This is a genomic window from Microbacterium sp. ISL-59 (genome assembly GCF_018613945.1).
GTDB classification, from domain to species: Bacteria; Actinomycetota; Actinomycetes; order Actinomycetales; family Microbacteriaceae; genus Microbacterium; species Microbacterium oxydans_B.
This window is the reverse complement of the sequence record NZ_JAGGPG010000002.1, coordinates 667820-694241: the sequence shown is the minus strand read 5'-3', so window position 1 is coordinate 694241 and position 26422 is coordinate 667820. Positions and strand designations below refer to the sequence as shown.

The window sequence follows — 26422 nt, the reverse complement described above, 5'->3', positions numbered from 1 at the left end:
GGAGGGGAAGGGGGAGGGCGTAGCGAACGGCGGGTCGGGGTGCAAGGGGGAGCTTCCGGCGCAAAGGCGGGCGTAGGGTCGTGCCATGAGTCGGCGGCACAGGGACAGGGACGCATCGCCGCTGTTCCTTGTCGCGACCACGGCCTACGCGGCCAACTGCGCACTCGGCGCCTCGGTCGCCGCCCGGCTCATCGACACCAGCCGGTTCCGCTGGCTGCATCACGCGCTCTACATCGTGACCTGCACGACCGTCGCCGCAGCCACGGTGGTCGGCTGGTCCCGCGGTCCCCGCGCCTCCGGCCGCCGAGCCGCCCTCGCACTGCTCCCTGCGGCCGCACCCCTCGCCGCGATCCCGTACCTCGGCAGCCACGGCCGCCGGCATCCACTCGTCGCGCTCGCCGCGGCCCCCTTCATCGTCGCGGGACTCGTCGTCTCGCTCCGCCCCGCCGACCGGAAGTGACCGCATGGAACTGCTCGACGCCATCCGCCGCCGCAAGACCACGAACGGGCCCTTCCTGCCCGACCCGGTGTCGGAGGAGCATCAGCGCATCCTCCTCGAAGCCGCGGGCCGCGCGCCCTCGCAGCTGAACAGCCAGCCGTGGCGGTTCGTCGTGATCGAGAGCCGCGACACGATCGAGCAGATCGCCCGCATCTCGGGCGAGAGCATGACCGAGGCGATGTCGAACGGCACGTTCTTCGAGCGCTACAAGCCGTACTTCCGCTTCAGCCAGGCCGAGATGGAAGAGAAGCGCAGCGGGATGCTGTTCGACAAGCTGCCCGCCGCCCTCCGCCCGTTCACGAGTCAGGTGTTCACCAAGCGCGGCCAGACGCTCATGAACACGTTCGGGGTGCCCAAGACCCTCGGCTCCGAGAACCGCAAGCTCGTCGCGGGGTCGCCGCTGCTGATCGGCGTCATGCTCGACCGCAGCGAGTACCGACCGGGGCAGCTGTCGTCGTTCTACTCGGTGTTCAGCATGGGCGCGGCGATGGAGAACATCTGGCTCACGACGGTCGAGCTCGGCATGGGCATCCAGTTCATCTCCTTCCCGATGGAGGTGCCGGGGCGCTGGGACGAGATCGTCGAGCTGCTGCGGGTGCCCGACGACCTCGAGCTCATGGCCGTCTACCGGCTGGGCTACCTGCCGCCCGAGCAGCGCCGACCCGCGATCGACTGGTCGAGCAGCCAGCGCAAGCTCGTGTCGCAGTACGTGTTCCGCGAGAACGGAGACACGCCGCAGGAGGGGTGGGACGAAGGTCCGACGACCGGCCCGGTCACTCCCGGCCCGAGCGCGGCAGGCGACTGAGGTCCTTCACCGCGGGACCCTCGATGCGGGTGCCGTCGGCCGCGAACCGTGAGGCGTGCAGCGGGCAGTCCCACGTGCACTCGGCATCGTTCCACTCGAGCACGCCGCCCATGTGCGTGCACACCGCGCCGACCGCGCGCGTCACGCCGTGGACCGTCGAGACGCCGACCGGACGACCGCCCCGGTTCGCCACCACACCCTCACCCTCAGCGGGCTGGGCGACGGGGACCGAGCGGCTCTCGGCATCCGCCCATCCGCCGGCGAGCGCGGCCGCGACCTTCCCGCCCTCGACGGCTCCGCGCCCGAGGTCGGCGGGCATGGTCATACGCGTGCCGATGGTCGTCATCCAGGTCGGCCGGTCGCGCCACGGCGTGCCGAGGATCTCGGCGGTGAGACGCTGTGCGGCAGCCGGCGCGTTCGACAGCCCCCACTTGGCGTAGCCCGTCGCGAACCGGATGCGGCCGAGGCCGCGGGGCATCGCACCGACGAACGGGATGAGGTTGTGCGACTCGTAGTCCTGCGCCGACCACCGATGCGTCTCCTCGGCGCCGGGGAAGTGCAGCTGTGTCCAGGCGACGAGGTCGTCGACCGCGGCCTTCTCGCTGTCGGACCTGCCGACCGGGTGGCCGTTGCCTCCGACGACGAGCTGAGCCTCGCCTCCGGGCCCGTCGGCCGCGCTCACGGGACGCACCGAGCGCGTCGGGCCGTCGACCGAGAGGAACATCCCCGTGGGCACGTCGCCCGGCACCCGGAACGATACGCAGTACGACCGCAGCCCGTGCGTCTTGGCGAAGTACAGCCCGCGGTCGGTGATCGGGGTGCCGGTCGCGAGCACGATGTGGTCGGCGAAGATGGGCCCCGCCGTGGTGTCGACGCGACCGGGCAGCGCGCGGGTGCCGGTGGCGCGGACGCCGATGTGCAGCATGCCGCCGGCGCTCAGCAGCTCGTGGGCGAGCGCGACGGTGACAGCGACCGGGTCGATCGCGATCTGGTCGTCGAGGGCCACGGCGGCGGCCACCGGGAACGGCGTCGACGGTACCGTGGTGGCGGCCAGCATCCGCGTCGACAGCCCGGCCTCGCGGGCGGCATCGTGCTGGTCGCGCACGTCTCCTGCGCCGTCGGGCCCTTGCGCGTAGGAGTGGTCGGTGTGGCGGGTGAACGGCACGTCCGCGCTCTCGGCGAAGGCGGTCAGCCACTCCATCCCCGATCTGTTGGCGTCGACGTACGCGCGCACGAGTGACGCCGGGTGGTGGCGCCGGATCGTCGCGAGCCGCGACCCCTGCAGGAGCGACAGTTTGCCGGTGTTCGCACCGGTCGCGAGCTCGGCGATGCCACCCGCGTCGATCACGGCCACATCGAGCCCGGCCCGGGTGAGCATGACGGCGGTCGTGAGGCCGGTGATGCCGGCGCCGACGATGACGACGTCGTGTCGCGCACCCTCCTCGAAGGGCGATCCGGTCGGCAGCGACTTCTCGAGCTTCCACAGAGGGGTCATGCGCACAGTCAACGGCGTGCGGTGCCCGGCATCCACGCCCTTGACATCGCCGCGGCACACTGTCACGCGCGACTACAGTGGCGACGTGACCCTCCGCCGCATCCTCCTCGTCGCCGCGGGCGGCACGGTGGGCTCGGCGGCACGGCTCGGCCTGGGGCTCGCTCTCCCGGACGCCGGCGGTCTGCCCGTCGCGGTGCTCGTCGCGAACGTGCTCGGCGCCCTGCTGATCGGCGTGCTGGCCGCGCGGATCCCCGCCTCCACGGATCTGCGTCTGCTGCTCGGCACCGGGGTGCTCGGCGGCTTCACGACGTACAGCGCGTTCATGACGGGGAGCGTGCAGCTGTGGGCGGATGCTCCGGTGCTCGCGTTCGCCTATGCCGCGGGCAGCCTCGTGCTCGGGCTCGGTGCCGCAACTCTTGGGTTGCGCATCGCCCGCCCACGCGCCGGAGCGGCATCGTGAGCCCGCTGCTGTTCCTGGGCGCTGCGCTCGCCGGGGGTGTCGGTGCGGTGCTGCGATATCTCGTCGACCTCGGTGTCGCGCGGCTGGCCGGTCGCCGGTTCCCGTGGGGGATCCTGCTGGTGAACCTGTCCGGATCCTTCGCGCTGGGCATCGTCACGACCGCACTGCCAGATGCCGCGTTCCTGCTCGGCGCCGGGCTGCTCGGCGGGTACACGACCTTCAGCACCGCGATGCTCGACACGGTCGCCCTGTGGCGCGACGGCGAGCGCCCGGCATCCGTCTTCAATGCCGTCGGGATGCTCCTGCTCGGCCTGCTCGCGGCGGGTCTCGGGCTGGCCGTCGGCGCGCTGGTCTGACCGCTCCCAGCGTCCTCACAATCCGGAAATGTACAAACGTACATGTACGGATGTCCAGGGGGTTCGGATGGGTGATGGGTCGCGTCGTCGACGTGACCCTGAAGCGCGCCGTCGCGAGATCGTGACCGCCGCCGCCGAGCTCATCGTCGAGGTGGGCGCCGAGGCCGTCACCCACCGCAAGGTCGCCGCCCGCGCCGGGGTTCCCCTCGGCGCGACCACCCAGTACTTCGACACCCTCGATGACCTCCGTTCCGCTGCCTTCCGCGCCCTCGCCGAGGAAGTGGACGCGCGCCTCGACGGCGTCCGGCAGACCATCGCCGATCGTGGGGACAGCCCCGCCGTGATCGCCGCGCTCGTGTTCGAGAGCCTCGACGACCACCACGCCGTCCAGGCCGACCGCGCGGTGGTGACCGCCGCCGTGCACGACCCCCGCCTGCGCGAGCTCGCACGCCATCTCTCCGACCGGCTCGTGGAACTTCTGGAGCCGACCTATGGCGAAGACCGCGCCCGAGCGGCGATGATCTTCATCGACGGCGTCATGTGGAGCATGCAGATCCGCGACGCCCATCTCGAACAGTCCTTCATCGAGACCGCACTGGCGCGGATCCTCGGAGATTCCGTCTCCCCCTCATCCGCAGCGACAGCCACACCCTGACACCGAGGAAACCGCCTTGTCGAAACTCGCCATCCTGAGCCTCAAGAACCGCGCGCTCATCGCCCTGATCACCATCGTCGCGGCGGTGTTCGGCGGGCTCGCGCTCACCAACCTCAAGCAGGAGCTGATCCCTTCGCTCGAGCTGCCGGCGCTCGTCGTGATGACGACGTACCCGGGTGCCTCGCCCGAGGTGGTCGAGAACGACGTGTCGACGCCGATCGAGTCGGCGATCCAGGGCGTGCCGGGGTTGGAGTCGACCACGGCCACCAGCACCACGAACGCCTCGATCGTGCAGGCGATGTTCGCGTACGGCACGAACCTCGCCACCGCTGAGCAGAAGATCCAGCAGGCGATCAACCGCGTCTCCTCGCAGCTGCCGGAAGACGTGACCCCGCAGGTGCTGTCCGTCTCCATCGACGACTTCCCGGTGATCCAGGTGGCCGTCACCGGATTCGAGGATGCCGACAACGCGCAGGCCGAGCTCGAATCCGTCGCGATCCCCGAGCTGGAAGACGTCGACGGCGTGAACGCCGCCGAGATCGTCGGCGGTGTCGGGCAGCGCATCAGCATCACGCCCGACCCCGCGAAGCTCGCCGCCGAAGGCCAGAGCACGCAGGCGATCAGCAACGCGTTGCAGCAGAACGGCACGCTCTTCCCCGGTGGTGACATCACCGAGAACGGTCAGACGCTCACGGTGCAGACCGGAGCGAAGATCACCTCGGTCGAAGAGATCGCGGCACTCCCGCTCGTCGGCACCAGCTCGACCATCGGCGATGTCGCCACGGTCGCGCAGGAGTCCGACCCGGTCACCTCGATCTCGCGCGTCGACGGCAAGGACGCGCTCTCGATCTCGATCACCAAGCTCCCCGCCGCGAACACCGTGGAGGTGTCGAACGGCGTGATCGCCGCGCTCGACACGATCAGCGACGCGTTCCCCGACGCCGAGTTCACGATCATCTTCGACCAGGCGCCGTTCATCGTGCAGTCGATCGAGACGCTGGCGACCGAGGGCCTGCTCGGCCTGGTGTTCGCGGTGATCGTGATCCTCGTGTTCCTGATGTCGATCCGCTCCACGCTCGTCACCGCCATCTCGATCCCGACCAGCGTGCTCATCACCTTCATCGGGCTGCAGGCGTTCGGCTACTCGCTCAACGTGCTGACCCTCGGCGCGCTCACGATCGCGATCGGCCGCGTGGTCGACGACTCCATCGTGGTGATCGAGAACATCAAACGTCACTACGTCGGCGATGCCGACAAGGGTGATGCGATCCGCCTCGCCGTGCGCGAGGTCGCCATGGCGATCACGGCATCCACGATCACGACAGTCGCGGTGTTCCTGCCGATCGTCTTCGTCGGCGACATGGTCGGCGAGCTGTTCCGACCGTTCGCCATGACCGTGACCATCGCGATGGTCGCCTCGCTCCTGGTCGCCCTCACCATCGTCCCGGTGCTCGCGTACTGGTTCCTGAAGCCGGGCAAGGAGCTCGTCGACGAGCACGGCAACGTCATCGACCCCGAGCACCCGGATGCTCCCCCGACGCAGCTGCAGCGCGTCTACCGGCCGATCCTCGGCTGGACGCTCAAGCACTCCGGTGTCACGGTGATCCTCGCCGTCGTGGTGCTCGGCGCCACGCTCGCCGCCGCACCGCTCATGAAGATCAACTTCCTGAGCGACTCGGGTCAGAACACCATGACCGTCACGCAGGACCTCGGCCCGACCGCGAGCCTGCAGGCGAAGTCGGATGCCGCGGTCGAGGTCGAGGACGCACTCCTCGGCATCGACGGCATCGAGCACGTGCAGGCGTCGATCGGCACCAGCGGCTCGGCCCTCAGCGACGCCTTCTCGGGCGGAGCGGGTGTCACCTACTCGGTGCTCACCGACGGCGACGCCGACCAGGAGAAGCTGCGCGCCGACGTGCAGGACGCGATCGACGGACTCGGCGACGACGTGGGCGAGGTGTCGGTCGCGGCATCCGCCGGCTTCGGCTCGAGCGACATCGAGATCACGGTCACGGCATCCAACGCCGACGACCTGCAGACCGCGACGACCTCGGTCGTCGACGAGCTCGACGGACGCGACGGCGTCGGCCAGGTGACGGACAACCTCGCCGCCTCGCTGCCGTACATCGCCGTGGTCGTCGACCGGGATGCAGCCGCCCAGCGCGGTCTCTCCGAGGTCGCGGTCGGCTCGATCGTCTCGAACACCATGCGTCCGCAGCAGGCCGGATCGGTCGAGATCGACGACACCGCGCTGACCATCTACATCGTCACGCCGGAGCCGCCGACCACGGTCCAGGCGCTCAAGGAGCTCGCGATCCCGACACCGCTCGGCGTCGTGCAGCTGCAGGACATCGCGACGGTCGAGCAGCGCAACGGCCCCACCTCGATCACGACCGAGCAGGGTCGCCGGACATCGACGGTCACCGTGCCGCCGGCATCCGACAACCTCGCCACCGCCACGCAGTCGGTGACCGAGGCGCTCGCCGCGGCCGACCTGCCCGACGGTGCCTCGGCGGAGGTCGGCGGTGTCGCCTCGCAGCAGGCCGACTCGTTCTCGCAGCTGGGACTCGCGATGCTCGCCGCGATCCTGATCGTCTACGTGGTGATGGTCGCTGTGTTCAAGTCGCTGCGCCAGCCGCTGCTGCTGCTCGTCTCGGTGCCGTTCGCGGCGACCGGCGCGATCCTGCTGCAGATCGTCACGGGAGTGCCGCTGGGCGTCGCCTCGCTGATCGGTGTGCTGATGCTCATCGGCATCGTGGTGACGAACGCGATCGTGCTCGTCGACCTCGTGAACCAGTATCGGGAGAAGGGTCTGTCGACCATCGAGGCGGTGAAGGCCGGTGGCGAGAAGCGTCTGCGGCCGATCCTCATGACCGCACTCGCCACGATCCTCGCGCTGACGCCGATGGCTCTCGGGATCACCGGTCACGGTGGGTTCATCTCGCAGCCGCTGGCGATCGTCGTGATCGGCGGCCTGCTCTCCTCGACCGTGCTGACGCTGATCGTGCTGCCCACCCTCTACAACCTCGTCGAGGGTGCCAGGGAGCGGCGGGCCGCGCGCAAGGCCGGTGGGTCGGATGCCGGGGGCGCCTCGAAGCCGGATGTTCCCGTCGCCCCCGACACGTCGGGTGCCGCGGTGGCTCCGGCCGGATCGGTGCTGATCGACGCGTCCGGCCTGCCGCACGCGCCCCAGCTCACGCGGCGCGAGCTGCGCGACCGCGGGGAGTAGCTCCCGCTCGGCGGGCGTGTGATCTCGCCCGCCGGCTGTTCACAACTCCTCAGAAAGGCCCCGGATCCGCATCCACATGCGCGATCCGGGGCCTTTCGGCTCGGTTCTTGAGGGGTTATGAACGGGCCCGACCCTGCGACGAGTCGGAACAGATTAGCCGAGGGCGATGCCCCAGTGCAGGGTCCAGGTCTCGCCGGGCGCGAGACGACGGATGCCGAGGCCGCTGTTCAACGCATCGGCGGGCGCGGTCATCGGCTCGATCGCGACCGCGAGGCTCTGGTCGGGATAGAGCGCGGTCGTGTACACCTGCACGTAGTCGAAGCCCTCGCCCTGCCACAGTGTCACGCGGCGGCCGTCGGGTGCCGTGAGCGAGTGCCGCACGCGGCCGTCGGCGTCGCGGGCGAGGCCGGTGAAGCCGGTGTCGAGGGTGACATCGCCCAGCCGCACCCCGTCGCGCAGGGCGGCCTCGGCGGGACGCGTGCCCGTCGGGAGCATCCGCTCGTCGGTCGTGAACGCCGTCTCGGCGGGAACACGCAGCACCAGGTCATGCGGGTCGACGTCGCCGATCGTCACGAAGGGGTGCGTGCCGAGGGCGACCGGTGCGGGCATCGCCGAGCGGTTGGTGAGCGTGTGCGTGACCTCGATGCCGTCGGCGGTGAGCGTGTAGGTCACGGCCGTCTCGATCAGGTACGGGTAGCCGGTCTGGGGCACGATCGTCGCCCGTAGCACCGCCTCGGCGTCGGTGTGCGACACCTCGTACGCCGTGAAGCGCAGCAGTCCGTGACTCGCATTGTTCAGCTTCGGCTCGGTGATCGCGAGCAGCCGCGAGGTGCCGTCGTCATCCCAGCGACCGTCGCGCACGCGGTTCGGCCACGGGGTGAGGACCACGCCGGAACAGGCGGGCGTGGGTTGATCGAGCGGGTATGGAGGGACGAGGTCGACGCCGCCGATGCACAGCGACCGCAGAGACGCGCCGACCTGCGCGATCTGGGCGGTCGCATCGCCGAGTCGGAGGGTGATCTGGGCGCCGGTGGGGGATGCGGAAGTCACTTCGACATCGTACGGCCACCCCCGCGTCGGCACTCTCTCAGGCGCGTCGGCTACACTTGTGCGGTCGGCTTCGGACACCCGCGCGTTGGCGCGGACGTTTTATGTGTGTGAAGTGTGAGTCCAGGGGCCGATGGTGAGCGTCGCTCGACGCTAATCAACCATCACATGAATGGCCCCGGCCGCTGACAGTCCGGAACCCCGCTGGTCGCATCCGACCACGCGCAGGGTGCTCGCGCGTGTGCGCGGCGCTGTTCTCGTGCGAGAACACAGGAAGACAACGCAATGCCCAAGAACAAGAAGCCGCGCGGCGGACGTCCCGCCGCCAACTTCGAGCCGCGCTACGGCGCCAAGAAGACCTCCTTCCACGACCGCCACAACGGCGGCCCCGCCCGTGACGGTGCGCGCGACGAGCGCGGTGCCCGCGCGGATGCCGGCGACCGCCGCTCTGCCCCCGCCGCCGGCGGCTACGACCGTCGTCCCGGCAGCCGCAGCGCCGGTCACCGCGGCTACCGCCCGGCCGAGGCCGAGTCGGGTGCGCCCAAGCAGCGCTGGAACGCCTCCGAGCGTGCCGGCCGCGACGAGGCGCGTGGCATCCGCAACCGCGCCGAGTCCGGACGCCGCGAGGCGCCGCACCACCGCAACGACGAGCGCTCCGAGCGTCCTCGCTACAACGACCGGCCCAGCGCCGGCGGCCGTTTCGACGACCGTCCGCGTCGGGATGACCGTGGCGGACAGCGTCCGAGCGGACAGCGCCCGACCGGTCCCGGAACCTACCGCGACGAGCGCGGCGGCGACCGCCCCCGCTTCGACCGCGACGACCGCTCGCGTCGTGACGACCGCGGTGCCGGCACCCAGCGCCAGGGCTTCCGCGACAACGACCACCGCGACGGCGCACGTCCGGTTCGCGACGACCGCCGCGGTGGCGGCGAGCGTCCCCGGTTCAACAGCGACCGTGGTGCCGAGCGCCCCCGGTTCAACAGTGATCGTGGTGCCGAGCGCCCCCGGTTCGACCGCGACGAGCGTCCGCGTCGTGACGACCGCGGCGGCGACCGTGCCCGGAGCAACGACCGTGGCGCCGACCGTGGCGGCGAGCGTTCGTTCGACGCCGACCGCGCCCGTCGTGCCTTCGACCGCGACCGCACGCAGCGTTCGTACGAGGGTGGCCGTGACGAGCGCTCGCGTCCGTCGACCGGCGGTGCGTACCGCACCGAGCGTCCGCGCCCGCTGACCTCCGACACCCGTGGGCGTCCGGCGCGCAACGAGCGCCCGAGCCGCAACGACTGGAACGCCACCAGCCGACCCGAGTCGACCGGAGCGAAGTTCACCCCGGGCGACGACGTCGTGCACGAGCGCCTCGAGGCGAAGTCCGTCGCGGCCGTCGAGGTCGACGGTGTGACCTTCGGCGACCTCGGCCTCGGCTCGAACATCGTCGACACTCTCGTCGGCATGGGCGCGGCTTCGCCGTTCGCGATCCAGGCCGCCAGCATCCCGGCCGTCCTCGCCGGGCGGGACGTGCTCGCCCGTGGCCGCACCGGCTCTGGCAAGACCATCGCCTTCGGTGCGCCGCTCGTCGAGCGCGTGCTGCAGTCGCAGGCCGGCAAGCGCCGTGAGTTCGGACGCTCGCCGCGTGCGATCATCCTCGCTCCGACGCGCGAGCTCGCGCTGCAGATCGACCGCACCATCCAGCCGATCGCCCGCAGCGTCGGCCTGTTCACCACGCAGATCTACGGTGGTGTCCCGCAGGGTCGCCAGGTCGGTGCGCTGAAGAAGGGCGTCGACATCGTGATCGGTACCCCCGGTCGCGTCGAAGACCTCATCAACCAGGGCAAGCTCGACCTCTCGGACTGCCGCATCGCGGTGCTCGACGAGGCCGACCACATGTGCGAGCTCGGATTCGTCGAGCCCGTGCAGCGCATCCTGCGTCACACCGCCGACGGCAGCCAGAAGCTGCTGTTCTCGGCCACGCTCGACCGCGAGGTCGCGGCTCTCGTCGACGAGTTCCTCGTCGACCCGGCCGTGTACGAGGTCGCCGGTGAGGATCAGGACTCCAGCACGATCGAGCACCGCGTGCTCGTGATCGAGCACCGCGACAAGGCCGACATCCTCACGTCGCTCGTGGACCGTGCCGGCAAGACGCTGGTCTTCGCCCGCACGCGTGCCTACGCCGACATGCTCGCCGAGCAGTTCGACGATGCCGGCATCCCGGCCGTCTCGCTGCACGGCGACCTGAACCAGGCCAAGCGCACGCGCAACCTCGAGCGTCTGACCTCGGGCCGCGTGAACGTGCTCGTCGCCACGGATGTCGCCGCCCGCGGCATCCACGTCGACGACATCGACCTGGTCGTCCAGGCCGACGCCCCCGACGAGTACAAGACGTACCTGCACCGCTCGGGTCGTACCGGCCGCGCCGGTCGTTCGGGTCGTGTCGTCACGCTGATCACGCGTCAGCGTCAGCGTCGCATGACCGAGCTGCTCGACCGCGCCGAGATCGACGCGCCGTTCGAGAACGCGCGCCTCGACGACGACGTGATCGAGGAGATCGCCGGTCGCGTGCCGACCGCGGCTGACCTCACCGCCTGAGTCTCGCTCACCAGAGGCCCCGTCCCGCTTCCGCGGTCCGGGGCCTCTGTCGTGTCCGCGCCCCGCGTTGTGTCCGCGCCCCGCGTTGTGCGCGTCGAGTGCACGGGATGCTGCCGAGTGCACGGCGTACCCGCGTGAAGAAGCCGCGCGTTCGGCGCGAAGCCGTGCCCTCGACGCGCACGGCGAGCGCGAGCACGAGCACTCGGCGCGAGTGCATGCACGAGACCGAATGGGGAGTTGTGCCCATCGGCGGCTCACGCGATTGTGCATACGATGGAGTAATGCGTCGAAACCGGGGGATCGTTCGTGGTGTCGCTCTACTGCTGGGTGGGCTGGTCGCCGTGACCGCGCTCGCCGGGTGCACGCGAAAGAGCGAAGACCTCGAGGAGCAGGTCGCGAAGGATCCGGCCGTCTCCTCGATCGAGAAGGCGGAGGACGGGGCCTACCTGATCACGCTCGAAGACTCGGTCGCACCCGCGGATCTCCCCGAGGCCGCTGCGCGATTGAACGACCTCGCCGAGTCCGTGACCGATGATGACGTGGTGCTCAAGGTGCGTACCGGTGCCTGGCAGTGGACGGTCGCCGGGGATGACGACGAGGTCGCCGAACTCGCCGAGGCGGTGGGCGAGCTGACCGGAGTCGACGGCATCCTGCAGGGTCGCGTCTGGTCGTCCGACGATTCGCTGGGCGTCGAGGCGGTCGCCGAAGCAGGGGTCGACCCGACCGCGACGATCGAGCCGCTGGCGGATGCGGCGGCGGCCGGTCCGCTCACGGACGGGGTGTCGCTCAAGGTCTCGGATGTGCACGAGCGTTCGTCGATCGAGACGCAGGATCCGGCGGCGCTGAAGACCGCAGTCGAGACGGTCGCGGCGGTGGCCGCCGTCGCTCCGATCCAGAAGTACACGCTCGACGACGACTCGCTCGCGCTGCGGATGCGCACGGTCGAGGGTGCCGCGGCGGTGACGCCCGCTGTCGACGCCTTGACGTCGGGCGAGGCTCGGCTCCGTGTCAGCCTCTCCAGCGGGATCATGACCGCTCCGGCGCTGCAGCAGGAGCTCGGCGCCCGGCTCAATGCGATCCTCACGCCGATCGCCGGTGTCGTGGGGGCCTCGATCGGCACTCATGGACCGCGTGCTCTGCATCTTTCGGTGACCACGACCGATGCCGAGACGGCCGCGACCGTGCAGCAGGCCCTTCTCGCCACGCCGGACCTCCAGGAGTTCAACTCCCTCCAACTGTTCGTGTTGAAGGAAGACGAGCCGGGCTCGCGCGTCACGGCGAAGACCATGAGCGAGGACGGATATGTCGCGAACTTCGATCGTGCGCTCGGACTCGCCGATGCCGAGGGGGTGCGCTCCGTCGCGCTGGGGCCGCGGGAGCTCGATGTCGTGCTCGACCACGACGCCGACGTCGCCGCGCTGGCCCCGGCGATCAAACATGCCGCGCTGCGGGATCAGGAAGCCGAGATCTTCGGGTCGACGAGTTGGGCGCCGGAGACCGATCGTCCCGCGTACGCGTTCACAGTCACCGGCAAGCTCCACCCGAACCTCGTGAAGGGTGGCGGCGACGAGACGCAGGAGTTCATCGACGCGTGGAACGCCGCCCCCGATCTCTGAGCGCGATCGCCGGGATCGGCGAAGGGGGAGGGGCGAGGGGAGCCCCGGTCACGCGTCGGAGAGGGTGAAGCGGGCGGCGCCGGCGACGCCGAGCGCGATCGACCAGGCGAGCAGTACCAGGGCCCCGGTGAGCGCCGTGAGCACGGCGTCGTCGGGAGCGAACAGCTGCGACCCGGCACGGGTGGGCAGCCACCGAGTGTGTTCCCCGAGCGCGGTCAGCGCGAACGGCAGGATGTAGACGACGACGAGCATGGACACCAGCGCCGGCACCAGATGGCGCAGGACGAGCGTCACCGCGTGGGCGAGAAGCCCGATCAGCACCAGATAGACGATCGCGCCGCCGAGGCGGGCGAGGTCCTCCGCCGTCGCGGCCACACCGCCGGCATCCGAGGCCCGGTGCGTCAGCTCGGCGGACAACCACGCCGTGGCGACCGACAGCGTCCCGACGAGGAACAGCACGACCATCGCCGCGCACGTCTTCGCCACGATCACCCGCATCCGACGGGGCACCGCGATGAGCGTGGTGCTGAACTGACGCCCGGCGTACTCGTGCGCCACCGGCACGACCCCGAGCAGGATCGCACCGGCCTGCGCATACGGCATGGCCCCGAGCACCGCGTCGACCGCCGACGCGGCACCCCCTCGCTCGGTGTGCAATCCCGCGAGCGCCGCGGCGATGAGTGCGCTGACGAGGATCATGCCCGCGGCGGCATATGTCGTGAGCGGAAGCGTCCGCAGTTTGGAGAGCTCCGCCCCCAGCGCCCGCCGCATCAGGCGTCTCTCCGCGTGAAGACGATCGTTCCGGCACCCACGGCTGCCACGGCCCACGCGGCCATGACGAGACCACCCGGGACGGCGTCGAGGCCTCCGGGGAGCACGAGTTCCGCGTCGAAGCCGAACAGGTTGCGTCCCGCCATGTCGGGGAGCCAGTGGGCGAGCGGGGTCAGGTTCGTGAGCAGCAGGGAGATCGAGACCACCGAGCTGTTCAGGATGAGGATGATCAGCGGGAGCGTGCCGCTGCGCGTGATCAGCGTGATGCCGAACGCCAGGAGGGCGGTGAGGGTCCAGTAGACCGTCGTGCCGACGATCCGCCACATCGCCTGTTCGACGGGAATGGCCTCGGGGGCGACGTCGCCGAGGAACAGCTGAGCGACCCCGAGGCAGGACGACAAGGCCACGGCCGCGGTCAGGACCGTGATCGCCACGACCGCCGTCAGCTTGGCCAGGACGAGCCTCACTCGACCGGGGCTCGTGACGAGCGTGCTCGTGATCTGCCGGGATCCGCCGGCATCCGGACTGTTCGGCGTGTATTCGCTGCTGACCGCCAGCACGCCGACGACGATCGCGCCGATCGTGCCGAGCGGAGCCGCGGCGAAAGCAGTCTCGAAGACCGAGATCGGACCGAACAGGTCGGCTTCACCCGCGTCGAGGGCGGCGACCGCCTGCGTCGCGTTCAGCGTCGTGATCGCGACGGTGCCGAGGATGCTCGCGAGCACGCCGGCCCATACGCCCGGGAGCGTGAGGATCTTGGTCGTCTCGGCGGCGATGGTGCGCAGGAGTCTCATCGCGAGGTACCGCCGTTCGGGTCGGTCGAGGTATCCCCGCCGGTCAAGGCGAAGAAGGCCGCTTCGAGGTCTGCGTGCCCGCGGGTGATCTCGTCCACGGTGCCCGTCGCCACGATCCGACCATGGGCGATCACGACCAGGTCGTCGGCCACTCCGGCGACCTCGCCCATCAGGTGGCTGGACAGCAGCACGGTCCCGCCGGCATCCGCCTGGCCGCGCAGCAGCTCGCGCATCCAGCGGATGCCCTCCGGGTCGAGCCCGTTCACGGGTTCATCGAGGATCAGCATCGGCGGCTCGCCCAACAGCGCCGCCCCGAGCCCCAGCCGCTGCCCCATGCCGAGCGACAGCCGACCGACCTTGGTGCGCGCGGCGTGGGCCAGACCGACCTGCTCGAGCACCTCGTCGACGCGGCCACGGCGGATGCCGCCCGCCGTGGCGATCCAGGAGAGGTGGCCCCGCGCGGTCCGCGAGCGGTGTGCGCCGGAGCCGTCGAGCATCGCCCCCGCCGTCCGCAGCGGATCACGGAGGTCGCGGTAGGCGTGGCCGTCGATGAGCGCGCGTCCTGCGGTCGGCCGGTCGAGCCCGAGGAGGATGCGCAGGGTCGATGACTTGCCGGCTCCGTTCGCTCCGAGGAAGGCCGTCACGCGGCCCGGTCGTGCCTCGAAGGCGACGCCGTCGAGCACCGTGCGGGAACCGTGTCGTTTCGTGAGTGATTCGATCGTCAGCATCCCTCGATCCCAGCGGTCCGCGTCGTCCGGGGCATCGGCCCGCAGGCGGGAAGCCCGGCCGATGCTCCGACCCCGGTCCCTCCACCCCTGGTCTGATGTGTGTCGCGTCGAGGGTGCCTAGACTCGGGCGGATGGATGCTTCGCCCCGCCCGACCTGGCGTTCGCGCACGTGGATCGCCGCCGGGGGCATGATCGCGCTGCTGGTCGCTCTCCTGAGTTTTCTCGGACTCGACGGCCCGCAGAGCGTGGCGGTCGTGGTGACGGCCGCCGGACTCCTCGTGGTGGGCGTGCTCGTCTGGGCGACGGTGCGGTCGCAGCGGCAGCGCCGGGAGTACGAGCGCAGCCTCACGGAATGGGCGGCGGACCGGGCAGCGCAGCAGGAACGACTGCGGATCGCCCGTGAGCTGCACGACCTGGCATCGCACGGACTCGGTCTGATCACGATGCGGGCCGCCGCCGTCGCCCCGCTCGAGGGGACCGCCGGCGACGCCGAGCGGCGAAGCGCCCTCGTCGACATCGAGGAGGCGGGGCGCTCTGCGATGTCGGAGCTGCGGAGGATGCTGACCGTGCTGCGCGAGCCGGGAGACGAGGTGCCGCTGCATCCGCCGGCACGACTCTCGGACGTGCCGGGGATCGTCACCGCCGCGGAGGCGTTCGGTGTGCGCGCGAGCCTGCGGATGGAAGATCTGGGCGAGGTGCCGCTCGCCGTGCAGGCCGCCGCCTGCGCCACGATCCGGGAGTCGCTCGCGAACGTCGGACGCCATGCCGGTCCGGTGCCGGCGAGCGTGGCGGTCGAGCGGGACGGGAGCGCCATCCGTGTCGTCGTCGCCGACGACGGCCCTGCGCGGGGCTGGCAGTCGCAACCCGGCGCCGGACACGGTCTGCGGGGCATGCGCGAGCGGGTGGGTGCGCTCGGGGGAACGCTGCTCGCCGAGCCCGTGGAGGCGGGATTCCGCGTCGAGGCGCGCCTGCCGTTCGAGGCGGAGGCGTGAGCGACGAGATCCGCGTCCTGATCGCCGACGATCAGGCCCTGCTGCGGCACAGCCTCGCCCTGATCATCGCCGGTGCCGAGGGGTTGACGGTGGTGGGCGAGGCCGCCGACGGTGCGGGAGCCGTCGAGCTGGCGCGCGCCATCGTGCCGGATGTCGTGTTGATGGACATCCGGATGCCGGGGCTCGACGGCATCAGCGCGACTCGCGCCATCACGACGGCCCTGCCGGGAACCCGTGTCCTCGTGCTCAGCATGCTGGAGCTCGACGAGTACGTCGACGGCGCTCTTCGCGCGGGAGCCAGCGGGTTCCTGCTCAAGGATGTGCGCCCCGAGCAGCTGATCGAGGCCATCCGCCGCACGCACGAGGGGGAGTCGCTGTTCGCGCCGAGCATCCTCGTCCGCCTCGTCGAGCACTTCCTCGACAGCACGAACCGACCGGCGGGGCGCCCGCTCGCGACCCTCACGGCGCGCGAGACCGAGGTGCTCACGCTCGTCGGCCGCGGACTCGCGAACGCGGAGATCGCCGCGGCGCTCACCATCTCGATGGCCACGGTGAAGACGCACATCGGCAGCCTGCTGTCGAAGCTCGCGGCGCGGGACCGCGCGCAGCTCGTGATCGCCGCATACGAGCAGGGACTCGTGGGCGGTTGAGCTCGCGGGGGCTGAGGCTCGCTCCGGTCAGGCGAGTTCGTGCACGTGCACGGTCGAGGTCAGGCTCGTGCCGTTGAGATCGAGGTAGATCACGCTCTCGGTCACCGTGAGGGTCATGGTGTTGCGGCGCTCGATCAGCGCGGACGCCGCGTCGATGAATCCGGAATCGAAGCTGTACACGCGGATGTCCTCGCGGCGATGGATGCGCTTGTCCGCCCACTGCGCCATCACCTTCGCGGGATCGCGGTGCGTGTAGACGACAGTGCGTTCGGCGAGGCGGCTGCCGTAGTGCAGACGCTCGGCGTCGGGCGCCCCGATCTCGACCCAGGCGGTGATGAGCCCGGTCATGTCGCGCACGAGCACGGCCGGCTCCTCGGTCGAGGAGATGCTGCCGCCGAACGTGATTCCCTCGGCGAACTCGAGTCCGTAGGCGAGCACGCGGGTGAGCATGTATGCGTCGGTCTCGGACGGATGCCGCGCCACGCGCAGCGAGTAGTCCTCGTAGATTCCGCGGTCGGTGTCAGCGAGCTGCACCTCGAATGTGTGGACTGTCGAACCGATCGCCATGATCCCCGAGCCTACGCGGGTGCGGGAGAGGCGACCGACCGGGCGAGAGAAGCGCTCCGGTTCAGAACAGCATCGGCTGCGCAGCTGCGGCGGCGCTGGGTGTGAAGCGCACCGCTGCCGCGGTCGCCGCTCCCGACTGCACGTGGCCCTGCCCTGGTCGGAACCCGCGGCGGGAGTAGTCGTCTTCATGGCGGCCGTCGAGTCCGTGCATCCGGATGAGGGGGCGAGCGCGTTTCGCGAGCCACTGCCGGTATCCCTTGGGAGCCTCGGCCGAGGCGCCGGGATAGAGCCCGCGGTACGACGACACGAGGTCGGGCCGGTGGGCGCCGAGCCACTCGAAGAACCACGGCTTCACGCCCGGTCGCAGGTGCAGCGCTCCATAGATGACGGTGCGCGCTCCCGCCTCCTTGATGCGCACAAGGGCACTGTCGATCGCCTCGAGCGAGTCGGTCATGTGCGGCATGATCGGCATGAGGAACACGGTCACCGGGAACCCTGCATCCGCCAGTGCACGCACCGTATCGAGCCGCGCCTGCGTGGTCGGGGCTCCGGGCTCGATGGCCTTCTGCAGCTCGTCGTCGTACATCGCGATCGACATCTGCACGTCGACGGGCACGCGCTGTGCGGCCTTCACGAGCAGCGGGATGTCGCGGCGGATCAGCGTGCCCTTGGTGAGGATCGACATCGGTGTGCCGGATGCGGCGAGCGTCTCGATGATGCCGGGCATGAGCTTGTAGCGCCCCTCGGCCCGCTGATACGGGTCGGTGTTCGTGCCCAGCGCCACGGTATCGTGCTGCCAGCTGCCGCGCCGCAGCTCCTTCTCGAGCACCTCGACCACGTTCACCTTGACCACGATCTGCGAGTCGAAGTCCGATCCGCCGTCGAGGTCGAGGTACTCGTGCGTGCCGCGGGCGAAACAGTAAACGCATGCATGCGAACATCCGCGGTACGGGTTGATCGTCCAGGCGAACGGCATGCGTGAAGCGCCGGGCACATGGTTCAGAGCCGACTTCGACAGCACCTCATGGAACGTCATCCCGGCGAACTCGGGGGTGGTCACCGACCGCAGAACGCTCGACCGGTCTTCGAGCCCGGGCAGCGCCGCTGCATCCGTCTCGCCGAGCTTCTGTCCCTGCCACCGCATCTGAACATTCGAACAAAACATCGACTCGATGTCAACCCGGAATGGTAACTATCTTCGACGGATCAACCCTCAGGGGAACGTCGCGTCGAGCGCAGCGCTCAGGTCCGCCAGCAGGTCGTCCGCGTCTTCGAGGCCGACCGAGAGGCGCAGGTGGCCGAACTTCCGGAAGGGCTCGGGATAGGTGGCGACGCGGCCGCCCTCGGTTCCGGTGTGCACGATCAACGAGTCGTCGTGGCCGAGCGAGAAGCCCGAGGTGATCAGCCGCAGGTTCGCCACGAACGCGTTCTGCACGTCGGGCGATCCCTTCACGGCGAACGCCATCATGCCGCCGAAGCCGCGTCCATCGAACTGGCGGGCGGCGAGCGCGTGGTCGGGGTGGGACTCGAGACCGGGGTAGGCGATGTACTCCACCCGGTCGTCGGCGGCGAGCATCTCGGCGATGCGGGCGGCGGAGTCGAAGTGCTGCCGCAGCCGTAGGGGGAGAGTGACCGTGCCGCGCTGGATCTGCCAGGCGTTGAAGGGCGAGATGATGCCGCCGACATCGACCATCGCGTCGGCCTTGATGGGCTGGATGAGCTCATGGCTGCCCGCGACCGATCCCCCCATCGCGTCGCCGTGTCCGTTGAGGTACTTCGTGAGGGAGTGCACGACCAGATCGGCGCCGTCCTGGATGGGGCGGTAGAACGGCGGCGGCGAGAAGGTCGAGTCGACCATCAGGATCGCGCCGGCGGAGTGCGCGATCTCGGCGATCGCCGCCACGTCGGCGACCTTGGTGGTGGGGTTCGCGATCGCCTCGATGCACACCAGGCGCGTTTCCGGGCGCATGGCCGCACGGACGGCATCGAGATCCCCGATGTCGACGAAGGTGGCCTCGAGCCCGTAGCGCTGGGGCAGCAGCTCGGTCCACAGGCGCCAGGTCGCCTCGTACACCACGTCGCTCACGATCACGTGGTCGCCGACGCGCATGTGGGTGAAGAAGACGGCGTGCAGTGCCGCGACGCCCGAGGCGAGGGCGACGGCCTCCTCGGCGCCGTCGAGCGCGGCGAGCTTCTGCTCCAGTGCCGACTGGTTCACGCCGGTGTTGCGCGTGTACAGCCCGGGGGCGGTGGCCGACCAGCTGATCTCGCTCGGATCGTCGGGGAGCTGATACGAGTTGGCCATCACGAGCGGGGTGCGAAGCGCCATCGTCGAGTCGAGCTGGTTGCCCGCATGCACGGCCAGGCTGAGGTCCGACAGGGTGAGGGGATCCTTGCGGTCGGGGCGAGTGCCCATGGTGACTCCTTCGTTCCTGCACCGCTCGTGGGTGCGATTCCACTCTAAGGTGCATAATAGACACATGCAATTGTGAATGATGCACATTGCAGCACACACTCAGGAGGTCTCGATGGAGCGGCTTCACCTCGATCAGATCGATCGCAGCATCCTCGCCGCGCTCACCGAAGACGCCCGCGTGCCCCTGGTCGCACTCGCATCCCAGGTACATCTCTCGCGCAACGCCGTGAAGCAGCGGATGGAGCGCATGGAGCGGCAGGGCGTGATCGGCGGGTACACCGTCACGCCGGGGCACGCCGGCGGCTCCCCGGTCTCGGCGATCGTGCTCGTCTACCGCACCGACCGGATGCGCGGCGGCGCGGTCATCGCCGAGATCTCGCAGATTCCCGAAGTGCGGCGGTGCGACGTGCTGTCCGGCGACTTCGATCTGCTCGTCATGCTGGAGGCCGACTCGATGGACCGCATCGGCGAGATCTGGGAGATGCTCGCCGCCGTGCCCGGCGTCGCGAACACGGTGACGGCCGTGTCGCTGACCCGCGTGATCGACCGCGCCTGAACCTCGGGAGGTCCAGGGGTATCCCCCTGGACCCCCGCCCTCCCCGAGGAGTTCTCAGGTGGTGATGCAGGTCACCTTGGGCTGGGTCATCTCCTCGTACGCGAAGCGCACGCCCTCGCGCCCCATGCTCCCGTACTTGGATCCGCCGAACGGCATGCTGTCGATGCGGTAGTCGGAGGAGTCGTTGATCATCACGCCTCCGGCATCCAGCGCCTCGGCGACCCGCAGCGCGCGACCGATGTCCGTCGTGAAGACCGCGGCGTGCAGCGCGTAGTCGACACTGTTGGCCTCGGCGACGGCCTCCTTCTCGGAATCGAACGGTGCCAGTGCGACGACCGGGGCGAACGCCTCTTCGTTCCAGAGCTCGCACGAGAGCGCCACGTTCTCGACCGCGGTCGGCCAGTACACCGAGCCGTCCCTGCGGTGTCCGGCGAGCACGAGGGCACCCGCGCGCACCGCATCGTCGACCATCCGCTCGGCGCGCACGGCCGCCGCCTCCGAGATCATCGGCCCGACGTCCGTGGCCGGATCCGAGGGGTCGCCGGCACGCAGCGTCGAGGTGCGCGCCGCGAACCGGTCGCGGAACTCGGCATACACGGAGCGTTCGATGAGGATGCGCTGGGACCCCACGCAGTTCTGCCCTGCGGCCCAGAAGGCGCCGGACACGCAGGCCTCGACGGCCTCCGCGATGTCGGCATCGGCGAAGACCACGACGGGCGCGTTCCCGCCGAGTTCCATGGCGAGCTTCTTGAGCCCCGCGGTGCGAGCGATCGCCTCACCCGTCGAGAAGCCGCCCGTGAACGAGACCATGCGGATGTCGCGCACCGCGACCAGCGCCTGCGCGACATGGCGGTCTCCGTGCACGACCGTGATGATCTCGTCGGGGAGTCCGGCCTCGAGCAGCACGTCGACGAGGAAGCGTGCGGTCAACGGGGTGAGCTGCGACGGCTTGAGGACGACGGCGTTCCCTCCCGCGATCGCAGGGCCGAGCTTGTGGGCGACGAGGTTGAGCGCGTCGTTGTAGGGCGTGATCGCGAGGATCACCCCGAGCGGTTCCCGCGTGTACCAGCCACGGCGGTTGCCCCCGCCCTCGTAGGCATCGAAGGGGATGACCTCGCCGTCGAACGCCCGGGCGGTCTCCGCCGAGAGCGAGATCGTGGTGACCGCGCGACGCACCTCCTTGCGGGCCTGGGTGATGGTCTTGCCCGCTTCGCGCACGATGAGGGCGGCGGCCTCGTCAGCACGTTCCTCGAGGATGCGCGCCGCGCGGTCGAGGATCGTGTGTCGAGCGAACCGGGTCAGCTCCCGCGAGAGCGACGCGCCGAGCCGCGCGCGCTCCATGATCGGCTCGACGTCTTCCACCGTGTGCTGTGCCAGCTCGGCGATGGTCTCGCCGCTGTAGGGGTCGAGCACCCGGAGTGCGGCGGTGCCGGTCGTCGGGGCATCCATGATCGCCACGCTCACCGGACCGCTCCGGCGTACGACTTCTGGTGGGCATCGATCGCGATGATGTCGGAGAGGAGCGCGTACGCCGTCTCGATGCGCCCCGCGCCGGGACCGGACACCGTGACCGTGCCGAGCAGGTCGGTCGTGAAGGCGACGGCGTTGGTGGCACCCGAGACGGCGGCGAGCGGGTGATCGGCCCCGAGTGCGAGCGGCTGGACGGATGCCGAGATGACCCCCGACTCGTCGCGGGAGACCGTGCCGATGAGCTTCCAGTGTTCGCCGGCCGCCGCTGCGGCGATCACGTCGCCCGCGGTGATGCCGCTGATCCCGGTGCGCGGCACATCGGCGGTCGTCAGCTGCGCGCCGAGCACCTCGTTCGCGAGGATCACGACCTTCAGCTGCACGTCGGACCCCTCGATGTCGGCGGTCGGGTCGGCCTCGGCGTACCCGAGGGCCTGAGTCTCGGCGACGGCGTCTGCGAGCGACTTGCCCTCTTCCATGCGCCCCAGCACGAAGTTGCTCGTGCCGTTGAGGATGCCCTGGATGCGGGTGATGCGCAGGCCCTTGAGGGTCTCACCGGCGAACCGGAGCACCGGAGTCCCGCTCATCACGGAGCCCTCGTATTCGAAGCGGGCTCCGTTCTCTGCGGCGAGGCGGTTGAGCGCGGCGCCCGCGAGCGCGACCGGGCCCTTGTTGGTGGTCGTCACGCTCTTGCCACTCTCGAGGGCTGCGCGCACGTGCGAGATCGCCGGCTCTCCGTCGACCGGGTTCGTGAAGGTCGCTTCGGCGATGACATCGGCCGTGGTGTTGCGGATCACGTCGTCGTTGCGGGGCTCGGCGTGGCCGCCCGGCATTCCCGCGAACGTGTCGGCGCCGGTCATCGCGAGCACCGCGTCGAGGTCGATGCCGTCGCTCTGCATGAGCGAGCCGAGGCGGAGATCGGTGATCGCGACGACGCGCAGGCCGAAGCCGAGGTCGTCGACGAGCGCCGCACCGCGGTCGCGGATGATCTCGGCCAGGGCGCGGTTGACGCCTCCGAAGCCGATGAGGGCGAGGTCGTGGTGAGTCACCGTTGTCTCCTTCTTTCCATGAGCTGTCGCCGGCGACGCCGTGCGGACACGGATCCATCGTCGGCGAGGGCGACGTCCGTGCGCGCCTGTCGGATCGGCCGCGGGTACTGCCGGAATGGCAGCTCCTCCGCCGGATGGTCGGCAGTGGTCACGGGGGCGAAGAATTCCGCCGCGGGGTCTTGTGGGCCGGCTCGCCGAGCGGATAGTGTCCCCGCATCCGACCAATAAAATGCGTCATTGGCACATAGATGTGAATATGATGCACATATCAAACCCGATTGAGAGTTCCGATGACGCCTCTTCCCGGGGAGAAGTCCCTCCCCAACGTCCTGCCGAACACGACGGCGACACAGGTGCCGCTCCGTCGCCTCCAACGGACCATGGACGCCCGGCATCTGATCATGATCGCGCTGGGTGGCGTGATCGGATCGGGCCTGTTCCTCAGCTCCGGCTACACCATCTCGCAGGCGGGCCCTCTCGGCGCGATCATCGCGTACCTGATCGGCGCGTTCGTGGTCTACCTGGTCATGGCCTGCCTCGGTGAACTCGCCATCGCGTACCCCGTCTCGGGTGCCTTCCACATCTATGCCTCACGATCGATCGGACCGGCGACCGGATTCACGACGGCGTGGCTGTACTGGCTCTGCTGGGTGGTGGCACTGGGATCGGAGTTCACAGCATCCGGCATCCTCATGCAGCGCTGGTTCCCCGGGGTGCCGGTGTGGCTGTGGTGCCTGATCTTCGCCGCCGTGCTGTTCCTGCTCAACGCGATCTCGGCCCGGGTGTTCGGCGAGGCGGAGTTCTGGTTCTCGCTGGTCAAGGTCGTCGCGATCGTCGCGCTGATCGTCCTCGGCGGTGCGGCGATCTTCGGGTTCACGCCGCTGTCGGCGGAGCACCCTCCGGCGATCCTGTTCAGCAACTTCGAGACCCCTGGAGGACTCTTCCCGAACGGGTTCAGCGGGGTGATCGTCACCGCGCTCGCCGTGTTCTACGCGTTCAGCGGCTCCGAGCTCATCGGCGTCGCGGCGGGCGAGACCAAGGACCCGGCGAAGAACATTCCGAAGGCACTGCGTTCCACGGTGCTGCGACTGGTGGTGCTGTTCGTCGGCGCGATCGCCGTGATCGCCGCGATCCTGCCCTACGAAGATGCCAGCGTCACCAGCAGCCCGTTCGTCGACGTCTTCCAGTACGTGGGGGTGCCGTACGCGCCCGACATCATGAACTTCGTCATCATCACGGCGCTCCTCTCCGCGGGCAACAGCGGGCTCTTCTCCTGTGCCCGCATGCTCTTCTCGCTCGCCGAGGAGGGCCACGCGCCGAAGGCATTCACGCGACTCACGAAGCGCGGCGTCCCCCTCATCGCGCTCAGCGTCAGCATCCTGATCGGCCTCGTCTCGCTGCTCACGAGCGTGATCGCCGCCGGCACCGTCTACCTGGTGCTCGTGTCGATCGCCGGATTCGCGGTCGTCGCGGTGTGGATGTCGATCGTCGCCTCGCAGTTCTTCCACCGCCGCAAGTTCGTGCGCGAGGGCGGAGACGTGTCCGCTCTCGCCTACCGGACGCCGCTGTACCCGGCGTTGCCGATCGTGGCGTTCTCGCTGCTGCTCCTGTCGATCATCGCGATCGCGTTCGACCCGAACCAGGTGGCGGCGCTGTACTTCGGCATCCCGTTCGTCGCCGCGTGCTACCTGTTCTTCTGGTGGCGGCACGGGCGCAAGGGGAAGCGTGACGTCGTGCAGGATCACGAGGCGGAGCCCGTCGACGCGTGACAGCTTCCACGCCGACGGGCGGATGGGTCGAGATCGACCGGAACGCGATCAGCCACAACGTCCGCACGATCCGCGCAGAACTCGGCCCCGAGGTCGGGTTCTGCGCGGTCGTGAAGGCCGACGCCTACGGTCACGGCATCGACATCGTGGCGCCGTTGCTCGACGAACAGCGGATCGGCCTCATCGGGCTGGCGTCGAACGAGGAGGCGGCGGCCGTGCGCGCGAGCGGCTTCACCGGCCGTCTCCTGCGCGTGCGGCCCGCGGGGCGGGACGAGGTCGACGACGGCATCCGCTTCGGCATCGAGGAGTGGATCGGCGGGGCCGAGCATGCCGGGACCGTGGCCGGGGTCGCCGCCGCTCGGGGTGTGCGCATCCGCGCGCACGTCTCGCTCAACTCCACCGAGCTCGGGCGGGACGGGCTGGAGGTCGGTGAGCCCCGGGGAGTGCATGCGGCTCGGGGCGTCCTGGCGGATCCGCGCCTGGATGTCGTCGGCGTCTGCTCCCACTTCCCCTGCGAAGACGAGGCCGACGTGATGGCGGGCGCCGCACGCTTCGACGAGCAGTCCCGCGCGGTCGCCGACGTCTCCGACGGCGCGGTGGCCCGGCACTGCGCGACCACGTTCGCGGCGCTGCGCCTGCCGCAGTCCCGGTTCGACCTCGTCCGTATCGGCGCCGGGCTCTACGGAGACACCGACGCGCTGGGAGGATCGCTCCGAGCGGCGATGCGGGTGGTGTCGCGGATCGCGGCGATCAACTCGTATCCGCGGGGGAGCACGGTCGGCTACGACCGCTGGCACCGGCTCGAGGCGGATGCGCGTCTCGCGCTGATCCCGCTGGGGTACGCCGACGGCGTGCATCGCAGTCTGAGTGGTACCGGCGAGGTGCTCATCCGCGGTCGCCGTGCGCGCATCGTCGACCGGATCGCGATGAACAGCTTCCTGGTCGACGTCTCGCACCTCGACCCGGCGACGCCCGGCGACGAGGTCGTGCTGTTCGGCGCGCAGGGCGACGAGGCGATCACCTCGGCCGACGTCGAGCGGGCCCACGGCAACATCGCCGCCGACCTCTACGTCGCCTGGGGGAGGCTCCTCCCGCGTCGGGGGTGGGGGCCTCCGGCTAGGATGGCCGAGGTCTGGGCCGACAGGAGAGGAGGGGTCGTCGTGGCTTCCTCCTCACTCGTGCAGGGCCTGAGTCTGCTCGATGCGGCCGTCGAGCAAGAGCGCCGTGCGCGACCGGGTCTCAACGCCTCGCGGCTCGCCGACACCACCGACATCGAGCGGAGCCGTGTCTCGCGACTCACGCGCGAGCTGCAGTCACGACAGTTCCTCCGCCGGGACGATGATTCGCTGTTCTGGGCCGGGACCGAGTATTTCCGCACGGCCGCGGTGCTGAACGCGGCCTGGCTCCGCGAATCCAGGGTCGCCCTGCGCACGCTCGCCGCGCAGCTCGGAGTCAACGCGCTGATCACCGTCGCCGACGGCGCGCGCGGCGTGCTGCTCCGATACGAGCGATCTGCCGACGGGGGCGACCGCTCCATCCGCGCGGGGCTGGTCACGCCGATCTGGTGCACGGGAGCGGGCCGCGCGCTGCTGTGGGATCACACGCCCGAGCAACTGGCAGTGGTGCTCGACGGGGTGCAGTTCATCGGCGTGGGCGGTCCGACCGCGCCGCGTTCCGTGGACGAGGTGGGCGTCGTGCAGGAACGCGACCGTGCCGAAGGGCTCATCTCGGCCGCCGAAGAGTACGACGAGAGGATCGACGAGTTCGCCCTCCCGATCCGTCGGGGTGGCGAGGTCATCGCCTCGCTCGCGGTCCGAGGGCGCCATCGTGCGCAGGGCGCCACGCGCGAGACCCGTGCCCTGCTCGCCCGGTTCGCGGGCGAGCTCACCGCAGCGGCCGACGCCTCGGTCTGACGCCC

At 70.0% G+C, this 26422-nt stretch carries 23 protein-coding genes; 13 read left to right on the top strand and 10 right to left on the bottom strand.

Features of this window, described 5'->3' with window-relative positions:
- Nucleotides 1–85: 85 nt before the first annotated feature.
- A complete protein-coding gene (locus tag J7E45_RS07450; protein ID WP_215068216.1) occupies nucleotides 86–460 on the top strand; it encodes a hypothetical protein in 375 nt (124 codons plus the stop codon).
- 4 nt (nucleotides 461–464) lie between these two features.
- Nucleotides 465–1304: a nitroreductase family protein gene (locus J7E45_RS07445; protein WP_215068214.1), complete on the top strand. Its 840-nt coding sequence runs from the start codon at nucleotides 465–467 to the stop codon at nucleotides 1302–1304.
- Here J7E45_RS07445 and J7E45_RS07440 read toward each other — a convergent pair.
- Entirely contained in the window at nucleotides 1273–2799 is a 1527-nt protein-coding gene (locus J7E45_RS07440) for an FAD-dependent oxidoreductase (protein WP_215068212.1), read from the bottom strand. The genes J7E45_RS07445 and J7E45_RS07440 overlap by 32 nt on opposite strands.
- An 85-nt stretch (nucleotides 2800–2884) precedes the next feature.
- On the opposite strand from J7E45_RS07440, the gene J7E45_RS07435 reads away from it, so the two are divergent.
- From J7E45_RS07435 to J7E45_RS07420, 4 genes are all read left to right on the top strand, one after another.
- Entirely contained in the window at nucleotides 2885–3259 is a 375-nt protein-coding gene (locus J7E45_RS07435) for a CrcB family protein (protein WP_308162073.1), read from the top strand.
- Nucleotides 3256–3615, top strand: a complete 360-nt coding sequence (locus tag J7E45_RS07430; RefSeq protein ID WP_215068208.1) for a CrcB family protein — start codon at nucleotides 3256–3258, stop codon at nucleotides 3613–3615. Before J7E45_RS07435 ends, J7E45_RS07430 begins: the two co-directional genes overlap by 4 nt.
- Nucleotides 3616–3682: 67 nt before the next feature.
- The gene (locus J7E45_RS07425) at nucleotides 3683–4270 is read left to right on the top strand and encodes a TetR/AcrR family transcriptional regulator (RefSeq protein WP_091032485.1); all 588 of its coding nucleotides are present in this window, start codon (nucleotides 3683–3685) and stop codon (nucleotides 4268–4270) included.
- Between the two features lie 16 nt (nucleotides 4271–4286).
- Nucleotides 4287–7499 (top strand): efflux RND transporter permease subunit, encoded by a 3213-nt coding sequence (locus J7E45_RS07420; RefSeq protein ID WP_215068206.1) that lies wholly within the window; start codon nucleotides 4287–4289, stop codon nucleotides 7497–7499.
- 153 nt (nucleotides 7500–7652) lie between these two features.
- Here J7E45_RS07420 and J7E45_RS07415 read toward each other — a convergent pair whose 3' ends face one another.
- Nucleotides 7653–8549: an aldose 1-epimerase family protein gene (locus J7E45_RS07415; RefSeq protein WP_215068204.1), complete on the bottom strand. Its 897-nt coding sequence runs from the start codon at nucleotides 8547–8549 to the stop codon at nucleotides 7653–7655.
- Nucleotides 8550–8831: 282 nt separating this feature from the next.
- Between J7E45_RS07415 and J7E45_RS07410 the strand changes: the two genes are divergently transcribed.
- Together J7E45_RS07410 and J7E45_RS07405 are read left to right on the top strand one after the other, a co-directional pair.
- Nucleotides 8832–11129, top strand: coding sequence for a DEAD/DEAH box helicase (locus tag J7E45_RS07410; protein WP_215068202.1), 2298 nt, complete (start codon nucleotides 8832–8834; stop codon nucleotides 11127–11129).
- Between the two features lie 281 nt (nucleotides 11130–11410).
- Complete coding sequence (locus J7E45_RS07405) at nucleotides 11411–12745, top strand: hypothetical protein (protein WP_215068200.1); 1335 nt, start codon at nucleotides 11411–11413, stop codon at nucleotides 12743–12745.
- Nucleotides 12746–12793: 48 nt separating this feature from the next.
- On the opposite strand, the gene J7E45_RS07400 is transcribed toward J7E45_RS07405, so the two are convergent.
- From J7E45_RS07400 to J7E45_RS07390, 3 genes are read right to left on the bottom strand one after another with little or no spacing between them, the layout of a single operon-like run.
- Nucleotides 12794–13516 (bottom strand): hypothetical protein, encoded by a 723-nt coding sequence (locus J7E45_RS07400; protein ID WP_215068198.1) that lies wholly within the window; start codon nucleotides 13514–13516, stop codon nucleotides 12794–12796.
- The gene (locus J7E45_RS07395; protein WP_215068196.1) at nucleotides 13516–14310 is read right to left on the bottom strand and encodes an ABC transporter permease; all 795 of its coding nucleotides are present in this window, start codon (nucleotides 14308–14310) and stop codon (nucleotides 13516–13518) included. Before J7E45_RS07395 ends, J7E45_RS07400 begins: the two co-directional genes overlap by 1 nt.
- On the bottom strand, nucleotides 14307–15038 hold the full coding sequence (locus J7E45_RS07390; protein ID WP_215068194.1) for an ABC transporter ATP-binding protein: 732 nt from the start codon (nucleotides 15036–15038) through the stop codon (nucleotides 14307–14309). Before J7E45_RS07390 ends, J7E45_RS07395 begins: the two co-directional genes overlap by 4 nt.
- A 131-nt stretch (nucleotides 15039–15169) precedes the next feature.
- On the opposite strand from J7E45_RS07390, the gene J7E45_RS07385 reads away from it, so the two are divergent.
- Both J7E45_RS07385 and J7E45_RS07380 read left to right on the top strand, forming a co-directional pair.
- Entirely contained in the window at nucleotides 15170–16030 is an 861-nt protein-coding gene (locus J7E45_RS07385) for a sensor histidine kinase (RefSeq protein ID WP_215068192.1), read from the top strand.
- Nucleotides 16027–16680 (top strand): response regulator transcription factor, encoded by a 654-nt coding sequence (locus J7E45_RS07380; protein ID WP_215068191.1) that lies wholly within the window; start codon nucleotides 16027–16029, stop codon nucleotides 16678–16680. The genes J7E45_RS07385 and J7E45_RS07380 overlap by 4 nt, the downstream gene beginning before the upstream one ends.
- A gap of 27 nt (nucleotides 16681–16707) precedes the next feature.
- Here J7E45_RS07380 and J7E45_RS07375 read toward each other — a convergent pair whose 3' ends face one another.
- The 3 genes from J7E45_RS07375 to J7E45_RS07365 form a co-directional block, all read right to left on the bottom strand.
- Entirely contained in the window at nucleotides 16708–17247 is a 540-nt protein-coding gene (locus J7E45_RS07375; protein ID WP_215068190.1) for a YaeQ family protein, read from the bottom strand.
- Nucleotides 17248–17308: 61 nt separating this feature from the next.
- Nucleotides 17309–18391, bottom strand: a complete 1083-nt coding sequence (locus J7E45_RS07370) for an Rv2578c family radical SAM protein (RefSeq protein ID WP_215068189.1) — start codon at nucleotides 18389–18391, stop codon at nucleotides 17309–17311.
- A gap of 69 nt (nucleotides 18392–18460) precedes the next feature.
- A complete protein-coding gene (locus tag J7E45_RS07365; RefSeq protein WP_215068188.1) occupies nucleotides 18461–19663 on the bottom strand; it encodes a PLP-dependent aspartate aminotransferase family protein in 1203 nt (400 codons plus the stop codon).
- A 112-nt stretch (nucleotides 19664–19775) separates the two neighbouring features.
- Between J7E45_RS07365 and J7E45_RS07360 the strand changes: the two genes are divergently transcribed.
- Nucleotides 19776–20219, top strand: a complete 444-nt coding sequence (locus J7E45_RS07360) for an Lrp/AsnC family transcriptional regulator (RefSeq protein WP_105710827.1) — start codon at nucleotides 19776–19778, stop codon at nucleotides 20217–20219.
- A 54-nt stretch (nucleotides 20220–20273) separates the two neighbouring features.
- Here the strand turns inward: J7E45_RS07360 and J7E45_RS07355 are convergent, their stop codons facing one another.
- Together J7E45_RS07355 and J7E45_RS07350 are read right to left on the bottom strand one after the other, a co-directional pair.
- Complete coding sequence (locus tag J7E45_RS07355) at nucleotides 20274–21668, bottom strand: aldehyde dehydrogenase family protein (protein ID WP_215068187.1); 1395 nt, start codon at nucleotides 21666–21668, stop codon at nucleotides 20274–20276.
- Nucleotides 21669–21679: 11 nt separating this feature from the next.
- On the bottom strand, nucleotides 21680–22735 hold the full coding sequence (locus J7E45_RS07350; protein WP_215068185.1) for a homoserine dehydrogenase: 1056 nt from the start codon (nucleotides 22733–22735) through the stop codon (nucleotides 21680–21682).
- 290 nt (nucleotides 22736–23025) lie between these two features.
- Here J7E45_RS07350 and J7E45_RS07345 point away from each other — a divergent pair, with 290 nt between their 5' ends.
- Complete coding sequence (locus J7E45_RS07345) at nucleotides 23026–24504, top strand: amino acid permease (protein WP_215068183.1); 1479 nt, start codon at nucleotides 23026–23028, stop codon at nucleotides 24502–24504.
- Entirely contained in the window at nucleotides 24501–26417 is a 1917-nt protein-coding gene (gene alr, locus J7E45_RS18175) for an alanine racemase (protein ID WP_215068181.1), read from the top strand. The genes J7E45_RS07345 and alr overlap by 4 nt, the downstream gene beginning before the upstream one ends.
- Nucleotides 26418–26422 lie beyond the last annotated feature (5 nt).

Coding starts and splice junctions, on each gene's coding strand:
- J7E45_RS07450 (WP_215068216.1), top strand. CDS start 86: ATGAGTCGGCGGCACAGGGACAGGGACGCATCGCCGCTGTTCCTTGTC.
- J7E45_RS07445 (WP_215068214.1), top strand. CDS start 465: ATGGAACTGCTCGACGCCATCCGCCGCCGCAAGACCACGAACGGGCCC.
- J7E45_RS07440 (WP_215068212.1), bottom strand. CDS start 2,799: ATGACCCCTCTGTGGAAGCTCGAGAAGTCGCTGCCGACCGGATCGCCC.
- J7E45_RS07425 (WP_091032485.1), top strand. CDS start 3,683: ATGGGTGATGGGTCGCGTCGTCGACGTGACCCTGAAGCGCGCCGTCGC.
- J7E45_RS07410 (WP_215068202.1), top strand. CDS start 8,832: ATGCCCAAGAACAAGAAGCCGCGCGGCGGACGTCCCGCCGCCAACTTC.
- J7E45_RS07405 (WP_215068200.1), top strand. CDS start 11,411: ATGCGTCGAAACCGGGGGATCGTTCGTGGTGTCGCTCTACTGCTGGGT.
- J7E45_RS07400 (WP_215068198.1), bottom strand. CDS start 13,516: ATGCGGCGGGCGCTGGGGGCGGAGCTCTCCAAACTGCGGACGCTTCCG.
- J7E45_RS07395 (WP_215068196.1), bottom strand. CDS start 14,310: ATGAGACTCCTGCGCACCATCGCCGCCGAGACGACCAAGATCCTCACG.
- J7E45_RS07390 (WP_215068194.1), bottom strand. CDS start 15,038: ATGCTGACGATCGAATCACTCACGAAACGACACGGTTCCCGCACGGTG.
- J7E45_RS07385 (WP_215068192.1), top strand. CDS start 15,170: ATGGATGCTTCGCCCCGCCCGACCTGGCGTTCGCGCACGTGGATCGCC.
- J7E45_RS07375 (WP_215068190.1), bottom strand. CDS start 17,247: ATGGCGATCGGTTCGACAGTCCACACATTCGAGGTGCAGCTCGCTGAC.
- J7E45_RS07370 (WP_215068189.1), bottom strand. CDS start 18,391: ATGCGGTGGCAGGGACAGAAGCTCGGCGAGACGGATGCAGCGGCGCTG.
- J7E45_RS07365 (WP_215068188.1), bottom strand. CDS start 19,663: ATGGGCACTCGCCCCGACCGCAAGGATCCCCTCACCCTGTCGGACCTC.
- J7E45_RS07360 (WP_105710827.1), top strand. CDS start 19,776: ATGGAGCGGCTTCACCTCGATCAGATCGATCGCAGCATCCTCGCCGCG.
- J7E45_RS07355 (WP_215068187.1), bottom strand. CDS start 21,668: ATGGATGCCCCGACGACCGGCACCGCCGCACTCCGGGTGCTCGACCCC.
- J7E45_RS07345 (WP_215068183.1), top strand. CDS start 23,026: ATGACGCCTCTTCCCGGGGAGAAGTCCCTCCCCAACGTCCTGCCGAAC.